The sequence below is a fragment of the Hydrogenophaga sp. genome (assembly GCF_019264445.1).
In the GTDB taxonomy this organism is placed as follows: domain Bacteria; phylum Pseudomonadota; class Gammaproteobacteria; order Burkholderiales; family Burkholderiaceae_C; genus Hydrogenophaga.
The window spans coordinates 1-13,039 of the sequence record NZ_JAHVAB010000017.1 but is presented as its reverse complement, the minus strand read 5'-3'; the positions used below and the strand labels follow the sequence as shown (position 1 = coordinate 13,039).

Annotated in this window: 11 protein-coding genes and 1 tRNA gene; 9 read left to right on the top strand and 3 right to left on the bottom strand. The window is 59.6% G+C overall.

The annotated features are described in order from the left end of the window. Positions 1–5: 5 nt before the first annotated feature. Positions 6–1,865: an extracellular solute-binding protein gene (locus KXJ60_RS01965; protein ID WP_291123726.1), complete on the bottom strand. Its 1,860-nt coding sequence runs from the start codon at positions 1,863–1,865 to the stop codon at positions 6–8. Between the two features lie 38 nt (positions 1,866–1,903). On the opposite strand from KXJ60_RS01965, the gene fabI reads away from it, so the two are divergent. Both fabI and KXJ60_RS01955 read left to right on the top strand, forming a co-directional pair. Continuing rightward, positions 1,904–2,701 carry an enoyl-ACP reductase FabI gene (gene fabI / locus KXJ60_RS01960; RefSeq protein WP_291123725.1) on the top strand — a complete coding sequence of 266 codons (798 nt, stop codon included), beginning with the start codon at positions 1,904–1,906 and terminating at the stop codon, positions 2,699–2,701. 40 nt (positions 2,702–2,741) lie between these two features. Then, on the top strand, positions 2,742–3,617 hold the full coding sequence (locus KXJ60_RS01955; RefSeq protein ID WP_291123724.1) for a DNA ligase: 876 nt from the start codon (positions 2,742–2,744) through the stop codon (positions 3,615–3,617). 12 nt (positions 3,618–3,629) lie between these two features. On the opposite strand, the gene KXJ60_RS01950 is transcribed toward KXJ60_RS01955, so the two are convergent. Further along, positions 3,630–5,906, bottom strand: a complete 2,277-nt coding sequence (locus KXJ60_RS01950; protein ID WP_291123723.1) for an arginine/lysine/ornithine decarboxylase — start codon at positions 5,904–5,906, stop codon at positions 3,630–3,632. A 217-nt stretch (positions 5,907–6,123) separates the two neighbouring features. Here KXJ60_RS01950 and KXJ60_RS01945 point away from each other — a divergent pair, with 217 nt between their 5' ends. The 7 genes from KXJ60_RS01945 to KXJ60_RS01920 all read left to right on the top strand — a co-directional run bounded on the left by KXJ60_RS01945 (position 6,124) and on the right by KXJ60_RS01920 (position 11,841). Beyond that, positions 6,124–6,549, top strand: a complete 426-nt coding sequence (locus KXJ60_RS01945; RefSeq protein ID WP_291123722.1) for an NfeD family protein — start codon at positions 6,124–6,126, stop codon at positions 6,547–6,549. Between the two features lie 52 nt (positions 6,550–6,601). Further along, a complete protein-coding gene (locus tag KXJ60_RS01940; RefSeq protein ID WP_291123721.1) occupies positions 6,602–7,516 on the top strand; it encodes a stomatin-like protein in 915 nt (304 codons plus the stop codon). A gap of 26 nt (positions 7,517–7,542) precedes the next feature. Further along, positions 7,543–7,935, top strand: a complete 393-nt coding sequence (locus KXJ60_RS01935) for a DUF2237 domain-containing protein (RefSeq protein ID WP_291123720.1) — start codon at positions 7,543–7,545, stop codon at positions 7,933–7,935. 32 nt (positions 7,936–7,967) lie between these two features. Beyond that, positions 7,968–8,057 (top strand) — tRNA-Ser (locus tag KXJ60_RS01930). A gap of 903 nt (positions 8,058–8,960) precedes the next feature. After that, positions 8,961–9,215, top strand: a complete 255-nt coding sequence (locus KXJ60_RS21650) for an AlpA family phage regulatory protein (protein WP_363318071.1) — start codon at positions 8,961–8,963, stop codon at positions 9,213–9,215. Between the two features lie 135 nt (positions 9,216–9,350). Further along, on the top strand, positions 9,351–10,523 hold the full coding sequence (locus KXJ60_RS01925) for an inovirus-type Gp2 protein (protein ID WP_291123719.1): 1,173 nt from the start codon (positions 9,351–9,353) through the stop codon (positions 10,521–10,523). A 10-nt stretch (positions 10,524–10,533) separates the two neighbouring features. After that, the gene (locus tag KXJ60_RS01920; protein WP_291123718.1) at positions 10,534–11,841 is read left to right on the top strand and encodes a DUF3987 domain-containing protein; all 1,308 of its coding nucleotides are present in this window, start codon (positions 10,534–10,536) and stop codon (positions 11,839–11,841) included. A gap of 17 nt (positions 11,842–11,858) precedes the next feature. Here KXJ60_RS01920 and KXJ60_RS01915 read toward each other — a convergent pair whose 3' ends face one another. Continuing rightward, complete coding sequence (locus KXJ60_RS01915; protein WP_291123717.1) at positions 11,859–12,686, bottom strand: hypothetical protein; 828 nt, start codon at positions 12,684–12,686, stop codon at positions 11,859–11,861. Between the last annotated feature and the right edge of the window lie 353 nt (positions 12,687–13,039).

Genomic DNA, 13,039 nt, shown 5'->3' with positions numbered 1-13,039 from the left:
GGTGCTCAGTCCTGCCGCGGCGGGGCGGCCCACCAGGTGTCAATGGCCCAGGTTTCACCGGCCGCATACGGCGGCATGGTGGCGGGGCGGGCCAGCCGCCAGGCGTTGTAGGCCATGCGGTGGGTGGTCGCGGTCCACTGGGGGATCAGGTAGTGGCTGTGTGTGATCACGCGGTCCAGCGCACGGCACGCCGCCAGAAACGCCGGCTGGGAGCCCGCTCCCGTCATCTGGCCGATGAGCGCGTCCACCGCGGGGTGCGACACACCTGCGTAGTTGCCGGAATCCTGTGTCTTGGCCGCCTCGCTGCCAAAAAGGTCGGCGTATTCAGAGCCAGGGTTGTTGCTGCCCTGGAAATTGATGGAAATGATGTCGAAATCAAAACTGCGCAGGCGCTGCTGGTACAGCGCGAAGTCCACTGGCCGAAAGCGCAGCTGGACGCCCAGTTTTTCGAGGTTTCGAATCCACGGTGTGACCACCCGCGCGCCCGTTTCCGCGCTGTCCAGATACTCAAGCGACAACACCTTGCCCTCGGCGTTGCGAAGCTGGCCCGCCTGCACCGTCCAGCCCGCGTCCTTGAGCAGCGCCTGGGCTCGCTTGAGGTTGCCGCGCAGGGAATTGTCACCGTCGGTGCGCGGCGGCTGGTACATAGGCCCGAACACGGCGGGTGGCAACCGGCTGCGCCACGGCTCCAGCAAGGCCAGTTCCTGCGGCGACGGGCTGCCCTGCGGTGCGCAATCGGTGTTGCCAAACAGGCCCTGCACACGCTGGTACGCGTTGTAGAACATCTGACGGTTCATCCACTCGTAGTCCATGGCCAGGCCCAGTGCCTCGCGCACGCGGATGTCGTCCAGTGGCGGGCGGCGCGTGTTGAGCACGTAGCTCTGGAAGCCCATGGGCTGGCGGTGCGTGAACTCGCCCTTGACCAGCTCACCGGTGGTGAAGCGCTTGCCGTTGACGCGCCGCGCCCAGTCGCCGGCCGAAAAGAAGCGCATGAGGTCGAACTCACCCGCCTTGAGCGCTTCCAGCCTGGCGGTGTTGTCCTTGTAGATCTTGACGGTGATGCGATCAAAGTTCGCCGTGCCCCGGCGCACTGGCAGGTCCCGCGCCCAGTACGCGGGGTCGCGCACGTAAGTGATGTCCTTACCGAACTGCACAGGGCCGATCTTGTAAGGACCGCTGCCAATCGGGATGTCCGTCACCACCTGATCAAAGGTTTTTCGTTGACCGGTCTTGGGATCGACCTGGTTGCCCCAGGCGCGGCTGAAGATGGGCAGCGCGCCCACCGTGAGCGGCAACTCCCGGTTGGGCTTCTTGAAGCGAAAGCGCACCGTGCGCTCACCCAGCACGTCCAGCCCGGCCACGTCCTGCAGGATGGTCTTGTAGGCCGGCGAGGTGTGCGGGCCCAGAAGGATGTCGAAGCTGTGCTTCACATCAGCTGCGAGCACAGGATCACCGTTGTGAAACCGCGCGGTATCGCGCAGCCGGAAAGTGACCGACAAACCATCAGCGGCGGCCACCGCATCCTCGGCGAGCAGCCCGTAGCCGGCGCCGTTCTCGTCCAGCGAGCCCACCAGCAACGAATCGAACATCAGGCTCGAAAGATACGCAGGCGCACTGCCTCGCAGCGTGAACGGGTTGTACTTGTCGAACGTGGACATCCGCTGGTTGCTCACCAGCCGGATCTCCCCCCCTTTGGGCGCGGTGGGGTTGACGTAATCAAAGTGGGTGAAGCCGTCCGGGTACTTCAGTTGCCCCCACAGCGCATACCCGTGGGCAGCCCAGCTGGCCGGGCTCAACGCGCCGAGCACCGCGGCCGCACACAGCGTCACCAGGCGGCTGTGGGGGCGGGGGGCAGATGGACGCATGCGACAATTCTGCTGGATTTTTCACTGGAGACTGAAACATGGGTTTTCTCGCTGGCAAGAAACTGCTGATCACGGGCGTGCTGTCCAACCGATCCATTGCCTACGGCATCGCAAAGGCTTGCCACCAACAAGGCGCCGAGCTGGCTTTCAGCTACGTCGGCGAACGCTTCAAAGACCGCATCACCGAGTTCGCGGCCGACTTTGATTCCAAACTCATCTTCGATTGCGACGTGGCCGACGATGCGCAGATCGACAAGCTGTTTGCCGACCTTTCTCAGACCTGGCCCAAGTTCGACGGCTTCGTGCACAGCATTGGCTTTGCACCGCGCGAGGCAATCACCGGCGACTTCCTCGAAGGTCTCTCGCGCGAAGCCTTCCGCATCGCGCACGACATCAGCGCCTACAGCTTCCCCGGCATGGCCAAGGCGGCCCTGCCCTACCTCAATGACAAGGCGTCGCTGCTGACGTTGAGTTACATGGGCGCCATCCGCGCTGTACCGAACTACAACACCATGGGTCTGGCCAAGGCCAGCCTGGAGGCGTCGGTCCGCTATCTGGCCGAATCGCTGGGGCCCAAGGGCATGCGCGTCAACGGCATCAGCGCCGGCCCCATCAAGACGTTGGCCGCCAGCGGCATCAAGGACTTCAGCAAGCTGCTCAACCTCGTGGCAAGCGCCGCCCCCATCCGTCGCAACATCACCATCGAAGAAGTCGGCAACGTGGCTGCGTTCCTGCTGTCCGACCTGGCCTCGGGCGTGTCGGCAGAAATCACCTACGTGGACGGCGGCTACGCCCAGACCACGGGCGTGAGCCGCGACAGCCAGGCCATGCTCTGAGCCCTCCAGGCGTGTACGGGTCCGGGCCTTGGCGCGAGCAATGAATCGCCCTTTGCGCCTGCAGCGGCGCCGGCTTTTGCAGACCCTGGCGGTTTGCGGTCTGTCGGTCCTTTTGCCGGCACAGGCCTGTGCCGCCCCTGCGCCCGCACTGATGCTGGCCGAGGTGTACCGCCCCGGCATGGCGCTAGAGCCTTACTGGCTCAGCGAAAAATACGATGGTCTGCGCGCTTACTGGGATGGCCAGCGACTGCTGACACGCGGAGGCGAGGTGATCGTGGCCCCCGCGTGGTTCACGGCGCAATGGCCCGGCGTTCCCCTGGACGGCGAGCTCTGGGCGGGGCGCGGCCGCTTTGAGGAGGCACTCTCCACGGTGCGCCAGCAGGTTCCCGATGAAGCCGCCTGGCGGCGCATTCGCTTCATGGTGTTCGACATGCCGGCGCACCGCGGTCCGTTCACAGAGCGCATCGCCGCGTACCACGGCGTCGTCTCGCAGATCGATCAGCCCTGGGTGCGGGCCGTGAAACAGGAGCGCGTGCACAGCCACGCTGCTCTGATGGCCAGGCTGGACCGTATGGTGAAGGACGGCGGAGAAGGCCTGATGCTGCACCGGGGCGATGCCCCCTACCGGGGCCTGCGCAGCGACGATCTGCTCAAGGTCAAGACCCATGAAGATGCCGAAGCGCTCGTCATCGCGCACATGCCGGGTCAAGGCCGCCACCAGGGCCGTCTCGGTGCACTGCAGGTGCAGACCCGTGAGGGTGTGCGCTTCCGGCTGGGCACAGGCTTCACCGATGCCCAACGCGAACACCCTCCTGCGGTGGGTGAATGGGTCACCTACCGCTTTCGCGGCGTCAATGGCAGCGGTGTCCCCCGCTTTGCCACCTTCTTGCGGGTGCGTCCCGACGCACCGGGCTGATGCGACGCCGACTCAGGCCTTCACGCAATCGGCAAAGTAGCTCTTGCGCCCATCCACGTCGAGCACCTCGACCAGTCCGTGGATATCCGTCTCGAAACCGGGGCACTGCAGGTTGAATTCCCGCGCGAACTTCAGGTAGTCGACGATCTTCTTGTTGAAGACCTCACCCGGGATCAGCAGCGGAATGCCCGGCGGGTATGGCGTGACCAGGCTCGTGGTGATCCGGCCTTCGAGCGCGTCGATGGGCACGCGCTCGGTGGTGCGTTGCGCAATGTGGGCAAAGGCGTCTGACGGCTTCATCGCGGGCGTGAGGTCGCTCAGGTACATCTCGGTGGTGAGGCGCGCGATGTCGTAGCGGGCGTACATCTCGTGCACGTGCTGGCACAGGTCACGCAGGCCCATCTGTTCGTAGCGAGGGTGCTTCTGGCAGAACTCCGGCAGGATGCGCCACATGGGCTGGTTCTTGGCGTAGTCGTCCTTGAACTGCTGCAGCGCTGTCAGCAGCGTGTTCCAGCGGCCCTTCGTGATGCCGATGGTGAACATGATGAAGAAGCTGTAGAGGCCCGTCTTCTCGACCACCACGCCGTGCTCTGCAAGGAACTTGGTGACGATGGAGGCTGGAATGCCGCTCGCCTCGAAACGGCCATCCAGGTTCAACCCCGGCGTGACGATGGTCGCCTTGATCGGGTCCAGCATGTTGAAACCTGGCGCCATGTCGCCAAAGCCATGCCAGTCCTTGTCGTTGAACGACACGTCCTTTTGCTTGAGCACCCAGTCGCCGGTCTCACCCATGCCCTCGTCGGCCAGATCGTCCGGCCCCCAGACCTTGAACCACCAGTCGTCCTCGCCGAACTCCGCATCCACCTTGCGCATGGCGCGGCGGAAGTCAAGCGCTTCGAAGATGCTCTCCTCCACCAGCGCACGGCCACCCGGTGGCTCCATCATCGCGGCCGCCACATCGCAGCTCGCGATGATCGCGTACTGCGGGCTGGTGCTGGTGTGCATCAGGTAGGCCTCGTTGAAGAGGTGGCGATCGAGCTTGACGTTCTGCGAATCCTGCACGAGCACATGGCTGGCCTGGCTGATGCCGGCGAGCAGCTTGTGGATGGACTGCGTGGCATACACCACCGACTCCATCGGCCGCGCGCGCTTCTTGCCCATGGCGTGGAAGTTGCCGTAGAACGGATGGAATGCTGCGTGCGGCAGCCACGCTTCATCAAAGTGCAGGTTGGCCACATAGCCATCGAGCATCTGTTTGATGGCCTCGGTGTTGTAAAGCACGCCGTCGTACGTGGACTGCGTGAGCGTGAGAACGCGCGGCTTGACCGCCTCGGCATCCACGCCTGCGAGCAACGGGTTGGCGCGGATCTTGGCCTGAATCGCCTCGATCTCGAACTCGCTCTGCGGAATCGGGCCAATGATCCCGTAGTGGTTGCGCGTGGGCTTGAGGAAGACGGGAATCGCGCCCGTCATGATGATGCTGTGCAGGATCGACTTGTGGCAGTTGCGGTCCACCACCACCACGTCACCCGGCGCCACTGTGTGGTGCCACACCATCTTGTTGCTGGTGCTCGTGCCGTTGGTCACGAAAAAGCAGTGGTCGGCATTGAAGATGCGCGCCGCATTGCGCTCGCTCGCGCCGATCGCACCGTTGTGGTCCAGCAGCTGACCGAGTTCTTCCACCGCGTTGCACACGTCGGCACGCAGCATGTTCTCGCCGAAGAACTGGTGAAACATCTGGCCCACCGGGCTCTTGAGAAACGCCACACCGCCCGAGTGACCGGGGCAGTGCCAGGAGTACGAACCATCTTCGGCGTAGTCCAGCAGCGCCTTGAAAAACGGCGGCTGAATGCCCTCAAGATAGCTCTTGGCCTCGCGAATGATGTGACGCGCCACAAACTCCGGCGTGTCTTCAAACATGTGAATGAACCCGTGGAGCTCGCGCAGGATGTCGTTGGGCAGGTGGCGGCTGGTCTTGGTTTCGCCGTAGATGTAGATCGGCACGTCCGAGTTCTTGCGGCGCACTTCGTCAATGAAATTGCGCAGGTTCAGCACCACTGGGTCGATGCCATCGCCATGGCTGAACTCTTCATCGTCGATGGACAGGATGAATGCGCTGGCACGGCTTTGCTGTTGCGCAAACTGACTCATGTCGCCGTAGCTGGTGACGCCCACCACTTCGAAGCCTTCGACCTCGATGGCCTGCGCCAACGCGCGAATACCCAGACCGGAGGTGTTCTCCGAGCGGAAGTCCTCATCGATGATGACGATGGGAAAACGGAATTTCATGTGGTTCTCCAGCCGTGTGGCAGCGGCTACGGGGGGAAGGCACCGCGGGCTCAGGGCGCAACGGTGGCAAGCAGGCGCGAAGTGTACGGAAATCGTGTGGCAGCCCGCGAAACGGCTCGGCCTTTTGTCGCAGAATGTGGCGCAAGCCAGACATTACAACCGGCCCGGCCCAGAGAGACTCTCGCGGGTCCCTTTGGTTCTGGAGAAGGGAGCACTCATGTCCGATTCAACTTTGTGGTGGCTGCTGGCAGGTTCAGCCGTCGCGCTCGAACTCTTTACGGGCACTTTCTATCTGCTCATGCTGGCCATCGGCATGGCGGCTGCCGCGCTGTCGGCACACCTTGGGGCCGGCACCACGGTGCAGCTCATTGTGGCGGCGCTGGTGGGGTCGGCCGCTGTGGTGGGCTGGTACTTCCTGAAGCAGCGCACGGCGGGCGACCCTTCGGTGCGCTCGCTGCGCAGCGTCAACCTCGATGTGGGCGAAGTGCTGCAGATCGACGAATGGCAAGCCGACGGAACCGCCAGCGTGAAGTACCGCGGCGCGCAGTGGACCGTCATCCAGCGACCGGGCAATGCCCCCACGCCGGGCAGCTACCGTGTGGCCGAACTGGTGGGCAACCGGCTGCTGGTCGACAAAATGTGATGCTGCGTGCGCTACCCTCGCCCCTCCTGCAACCCCTCCCAGAAATCACCTCATGGAAATTGCCATCCTCCTGTTCATCATTGCCATCATCTTCATCACACGCTCCATCAAGGTGGTGCCACAGCAGAACGCCTGGGTGGTCGAGCGTCTGGGGAAGTACCACGTCTCGCTGGCGCCCGGCCTGAATTTCCTCGTGCCCTTCATCGACAAGGTGGCCTACAAGCACAGCCTGAAGGAAATACCATTGGACGTGCCCAGCCAGGTCTGCATCACGCGCGACAACACCCAGCTGCAGGTGGACGGCATCCTGTACTTTCAGGTCACCGATCCGATGCGCGCCAGCTACGGTTCTTCCAACTACATCGTCGCCGTGACACAGCTCGCCCAAACCTCGCTGCGCTCGGTCATTGGCAAGCTGGAGCTCGACAAGACATTCGAGGAGCGCGACATCATCAACGCGCAAGTGGTCCACGCCATCGACGAGGCGGCACTCAACTGGGGCGTGAAGGTGCTGCGCTATGAAATCAAGGACTTGACGCCACCCAAGGAAATCTTGCTGGCGATGCAGGCGCAGATCACCGCCGAGCGCGAGAAACGCGCCCTCATCGCAGCGTCCGAAGGGCGCCGCCAGGAGCAGATCAACATTGCCACCGGCGAGCGAGAAGCCTTCATCGCACGCTCCGAGGGTGAGAAGCAGGCGGAGATCAACAACGCACAGGGCGAGGCCTCTGCCATCCTTGCCGTGGCCGAAGCGACGGCAGAAGCCATCCGAAAAGTCGCGGAAGCCATTCGTCAACCAGGCGGTCAAGAGGCTGTTCAGCTCAAAGTGGCAGAGAAAGCTGTGGACGCATACAGCAAAGTGGCCTCCGATGCGACCACCACACTCATCGTGCCCAGCAACATGACCGAGGTATCCGCGCTGATCTCCTCCGCCATGAAGATGGTTGGCACCGGCAAGGCCAACTGAGCCGGTCATCCAGGCGGCGTCTTCCAATGACACTCTCCCGCAATGTTCTGGGTGGCGAATTGCTGCCGTGCTCCTACGATCCACTCACGGGCTTTTACCGCGACGGCTGTTGCGAGACCGGGCCGGACGATCACGGCACGCATGTGGTGTGCGCGCGGGTGACCGGCGAGTTTCTGGCGTTTTCACGTTCGCAGGGAAACGACTTGAGCACACCCCGCCCGGAATGGCGTTTTGCGGGACTTCGACCTGGCGATCGCTGGTGCCTTTGCGTTCAACGCTGGCTGCAAGCGCTGGACGCTGGCGTGGCACCTCCCGTTGTGCTGGAGTGCACAAACGCAGCAACGCTTCAGTACGTCTCGCTCGAGGTGCTGGAGCGGCACGCGTGGCGCAAAGCTTCCGATGGGAGCACCGCAGCTTGACCCGATTGCCCTGCTACAATCGCAGGCTTCGCGGAGAGGTGGATGAGCGGTTTAAGTCGCACGCCTGGAAAGCGTGTGTGGGCTAATCCCCACCGCGGGTTCGAATCCCGCCCTCTCCGCCAGAAAGTAAGCAAAATCGCGGCCTCCGGGCCGCTTTTTTATTCCTTTCTACCAATGTCTCTACCAATTGCCAAAGCGCTTGGCAACGCCGTGGGGAGAGTGACAAACATCCCTGAGCTGAGTACTGCGTCCAAGCAGAGCCAACTGGCATCGATTGATATCTTGCCTTGCCGACAGCGCTGGGAGCGCTGCAACCTATCGGCAGAAGCTTTCGGAGCCTGGAGGCTGTCCAATATGTCAAGCCTGTAGCGGGCACGAGCTGCGAACTCGGTGATGCCGGTTTGAACCACCAAGCCGCAACCAAAACCATCGCGCCTCCAGGAAATGGATCGCACGAGATCCATCGGAAGCGGCCTTAGACAAGGTCCACCCTCCTCTCCAGCGCTTGGCAAGGCAGTTGATCTAAACCTCGTCACACATGAGCTGCGAACACCAAAATCGCAGGCCAATCTCATGGGTGAGGGACGCAAATATCGCAAGTCCCGCTGCTATCGACAACAGGTAGTAGGCAAGCCGCCACACCATCCTTGCCAGCTTCGGCGTCGCCGCTCAGCAACCCACCAGACATCCTGATGCCGTAGTGGTTGCCGGCCTGGTAACAGGAAGCCGCAACCCGCTCACCAAACGTCCGCGCGCCGTCAAAGTCAGCCTGTAGACAGTTCACGAGGCTGCCGACAGCGCTGCGCTCGTGACCATCGACAACGCCGTCAACCGAGTCTGCGCGACTTTCGCCCCACAGCCCCTCTATCGGCATGGGAAGAGAGATTTCTGCCCTTGAAGTCAGCGCGAAAACTGGTCAAGGGGGGCGCTTGGGCGGTGTCGAATACCGCAAGCGCCTCAATCGCAATTTGAACTGGGACGGTGAACAATGAATTCCCTGCCGCTTAAGGCATCCGGAGTCAATTATGAAAACTTCTAATCCAAACATCTCTAGACCTCAACTTGATCCAGTTGAATTGTCCAAAATAATTCGACGACCCCGACTATGTGAACTGGTTGGATTTTCACGGTCAGCCTCCTATCTTAGAGAAGATCCGCGCTCAAAATATTTCGACGCCAACTTCCCCAAGTCGTTGCGTATCGGTACTAATTCCGTCGGCTGGCGCTTGGGTGATGTTTTGGCCTACATAGATTCCCTAATGCTCGCCAAGGGGGCGTAAATTTTCCGCATGAAACCAAGCCGGAGAGCTCAAAACCATTATCGATTAAAGCAAAAATTTAATAACAATCCCAGAAACACAATTACTCGATCAATTGGGTTGTTATATTAAACATCTAACTTATCAACCTCTACCATGAAGAATCACCACCCAAGGGATGTTGAACATCCCTCTCAGAAATACAACCCGAGTCAAATCAACCCCACCTATTTTGCGAGTTACTCTGAACACTTTCCACATATCGGATTCCTTACGGACGAATCCAATGCGATCCGTGAACTAACAGAAGTCCATCATCTGATTTTTGGTTTGTGCCATCACAAATTCGAACCTCCTTTCAAAAAGGGTAGCCACTATGGAAAACCCCGGCTGCAAATCACTCCCCTTGGCAAGTCACTACTTCGTTTCCTAGGGAATATTCCGGAGTTGAAAGCCCGTTTTCCACATCACGAACTTCAGCCAATGATGACAGAGGCAATAAGGCTAGCCGAGGAGTTCAGTCCAGCTGTGTCGCTAGATGACTTGCGGCATGCCTGTGGCCAAGAGATTGATGCCGTCGTTAAGGAGTACAGCGATTGGGCGATCCAGATGCGGCAAGCCGCGCTCTCCAATGGAATGTATGAAAAAGTCAAATCATTTCGTCGCAATGGCACTCGAAATTACAAGCAGGCAATGGCATGCATGAAGCAGGCGCAAGAGCGGCACAAGCAAGTTTTGCTGAAGAGGCTTGATTGGTCTCCACGCAAGAAGGATCCTTTAACGCCGGTCGAGAAAATGAGCGAGGATGAGTTTTTGGCAGCTTTCAACTATATTGCAAATGCACGAAAGTTAATGACGAAACGCCTTCGGAAGACCTTCAAGGAAGATCTGTTTTTCTATGTGTGGAAAATAGAATTCGGCCCAATCAAAGGATTTCACATTCACTGGCTCATCGGGTTGAATGGCGCCAAGTACTGGGATCGAATCAATGTCGGGTTTCACATTGCAAAGGACTGGGACAAGAATATATTTAACAACACAAGCCACACGCACAATGTCAATGCTTTACCCACGAGGGAGGCTGTTGGTCTGAAGCTGGTGCACTACGCCGACCCAGATGCCGGCTATTACTTTGGACATCACGCCGACTACCTGAGCAAGGTCGACTATTCGATGCGACTGCGTCTGCCTAAAGGACGGCATGCCTTCGGTTGCACCAAGCTCAAAAAGCCAAGTAAGAACAAAACCGGGCCAGCCCGCCGCTACGAAATTTCCACCTACGACGTACATGCCGTACGTGGCCCGCAAGGCGGCAAGAAGCAGCGCTGAGCAGAACAGCATGATCAACGACGACTATTTCTCACCCAGCACCCCCTATCCCGTGGGATCGCTACCACCCTTGCTTCGCGATTTCACAGAACGGGTCTCGCAACATACGCAGGTGTCTCCCGCACTCGCAGCGCCTGTTGTCATCAGCGCTGCTGCTGCCGCAGTGCAAGGCCTCATCGACGTTGAAACACCTTATGGGGCAGCGGTGCCTGCCAGCCTCTTCTTTCTTGTCTCGCCACGTACCGGCGACCGTATGAGTGCCGTGACTCGAAGCGTGAGGCCGGCATTCACGGACTTTGAGATGGGAAGCCTCGCGGCAGCATTGACAAACAGCGGCATCGCAGCGGAGCCACCCCTTCCCTATCACCAGTTTTTCACGGACGTCGCCACGTACCAAGGCATCGTCGACCTCCAACTCGCCAACGCCAACTCGCTCTTCGCGGCATCAGACGAAGGCAGCCGAAACTTCAAGACCTTCAGCAGTGCCGATTGGTGCAAGAACTGGGACGCAGATCCAATACGGATTAACACCCGCAAGACCGGGGCCATTGTTCTGAGAGACAAGCGCATCTCATTGTGCCTCTCGGTTCAAGCGCCGATACTGAAAGGCATACTGCAGCGAAAAGGTGAAGAGCTTCTGGGGTCTGGCTTTTTGCCGAGGACGCTGTTTTCCATGCCTCCATCCCTCCAGGGCTCCCGTGACTCCTTCATCGGCAACGGACTGGAGCGTTTCTCGACCGCTGGCCATGCCCTCCATCACCGTCTTCGTGACCTGATGATCGAGTACAGCATAGCGCTTGGGCAAGGGGCGACGTTCAAAAGAAAAATCGTAAGACTTGCCCCCGAGGCAATGAACTGCTGGCGTGACTTTGATCGCGACATCGAGGCTCGACTGGCCCCAGGCGGGGAGTTTCACGACATCGCTGGTTTTGCAGCCAAAGCGGTGGAAAACCTCCTTCGTATGGCTGGTGTTTTCGAATATGTCCAAACCGGCCAGTTGGTGATCAGCGGGTGGACCATGTATCAGGCTGCTACGGTGGTTTGGTGGTACCTGCACGAAACCAAGCGCATACTCGGTCGCGCGCCGCCCGAAGTTCTGTTGGCGCATCATGCGGCCATTCTGATGCAGTGGCTGCACTCACAGCCCAACGGAAACGTCACGCAGGGGATGGTGGAGAGGCTGGGGCCTGCGCCGGTCCGAAAGAAAGAATATCTGGAGGCTACCCTGTACTACATGGAGCAACGCTCATGGATTTCGAGTGAGTACACAGGGAAGACTCGGAAGATCCACCTCACTCCCCCTCGCTGGGCTTACTGAAGGCCGACAGGAGATAGTCACTGCCGGCGATATGTGGGGATCAACCGTTGAAGCGCATTCAAAAATTCCGAACTATCTTCGGCCCATTCGCCCAGCTTGCGGTTGATGTTGTCAATCTTTAGAGCCATGCAGGCGGAGGCTGGGCGGCCACTCGGTGTCATCGGCCGTGACACTTGATACCTTTCAAGGATGATCTCCAACTGCGTCCTATGCTCGTTTAAAAACTTGGCAAGGCTTTTCCACTGTTGATCCGATGGCAGCTTGACCAGATATTCCAGCATCTGCTCCCTGAGGATTTCTTCTCCGTCATTGTTGGCCGAGCCTCCTGCTTGAGCGCGTGCCTGCCTCGCCTGAAAGGTGGGCCCCGGTCTTTCCAGATAGGCGTACAGGTGCCAGCAGTGGAGCTGCAACGAAAAAAACAACGGGACCAGTTTATCGAGCTCTTGCACAGACACAGCGCTACGGCCGCTCCAGAATCCATGCAACTCGTGCGCCAGGCTCGTGAAGTCCGACACGGAATGCTTTAGTGCGTTAAGGGTTTTGAAGGCGTCCGTGATCTCTCCTAGGCAGACTAGCGTCGCCTCGTACTCCGACAGCACACCTGCCTTTGTGGCATTGTTAAACGTCTTTCTCCGACCAACTCGCTGATCCAGCGAATGATTCTCCATCACTGCAGCATCGCGCCCCCATGCCTTTTTAATCGCGGCTTGATGCTCCTGCTCCGAGCGAGTCATTAATGCTGCTGACGCTTCGTATATCGCTCGCAACTTCCCGGAGAGCGAACTTGGGTTTCCGTCGAACGCGAAAACAATCGCCTGCTCTGTAGCATGGGGGAGGGGAGGCATTCTTTTGCTCTTTGGCATCGAAAAGAACCTTGGTTTTCAACTTGATAACAATTGAGCATGCCCAACGCCATGACGGTGCGCACGTCCCCTATCGAACGTGTACTCGCGAGCTGCTCTCCGAGTTGACCAACAAAAGAATGCCGGCCGAAGACACGAGATAACATAATCGAAGAAAGTTAAAAATGCATAAAGGGGAAGCATGAGCGTATTTCGTCGGCCCTGAAATATTCGTTTTCAGCCAGCGGTCAGTCGTGGTGCCGGCTCTCTGATTGCGTTGACGGCGAGGTTGCGCAGCATGCGAGGCCAGTTGGGCGATAGGGCTGCGGCTTGGCACAGGCGCAAATAAAGCCGCC

Coding starts and splice junctions, on each gene's coding strand:
- KXJ60_RS01965 (WP_291123726.1), bottom strand. CDS start 1,865: ATGCGTCCATCTGCCCCCCGCCCCCACAGCCGCCTGGTGACGCTGTGT.
- fabI (WP_291123725.1), top strand. CDS start 1,904: ATGGGTTTTCTCGCTGGCAAGAAACTGCTGATCACGGGCGTGCTGTCC.
- KXJ60_RS01955 (WP_291123724.1), top strand. CDS start 2,742: ATGAATCGCCCTTTGCGCCTGCAGCGGCGCCGGCTTTTGCAGACCCTG.
- KXJ60_RS01950 (WP_291123723.1), bottom strand. CDS start 5,906: ATGAAATTCCGTTTTCCCATCGTCATCATCGATGAGGACTTCCGCTCG.
- KXJ60_RS01945 (WP_291123722.1), top strand. CDS start 6,124: ATGTCCGATTCAACTTTGTGGTGGCTGCTGGCAGGTTCAGCCGTCGCG.
- KXJ60_RS01940 (WP_291123721.1), top strand. CDS start 6,602: ATGGAAATTGCCATCCTCCTGTTCATCATTGCCATCATCTTCATCACA.
- KXJ60_RS01935 (WP_291123720.1), top strand. CDS start 7,543: ATGACACTCTCCCGCAATGTTCTGGGTGGCGAATTGCTGCCGTGCTCC.
- KXJ60_RS21650 (WP_363318071.1), top strand. CDS start 8,961: ATGAAAACTTCTAATCCAAACATCTCTAGACCTCAACTTGATCCAGTT.
- KXJ60_RS01925 (WP_291123719.1), top strand. CDS start 9,351: ATGAAGAATCACCACCCAAGGGATGTTGAACATCCCTCTCAGAAATAC.
- KXJ60_RS01920 (WP_291123718.1), top strand. CDS start 10,534: ATGATCAACGACGACTATTTCTCACCCAGCACCCCCTATCCCGTGGGA.
- KXJ60_RS01915 (WP_291123717.1), bottom strand. CDS start 12,686: ATGCCTCCCCTCCCCCATGCTACAGAGCAGGCGATTGTTTTCGCGTTC.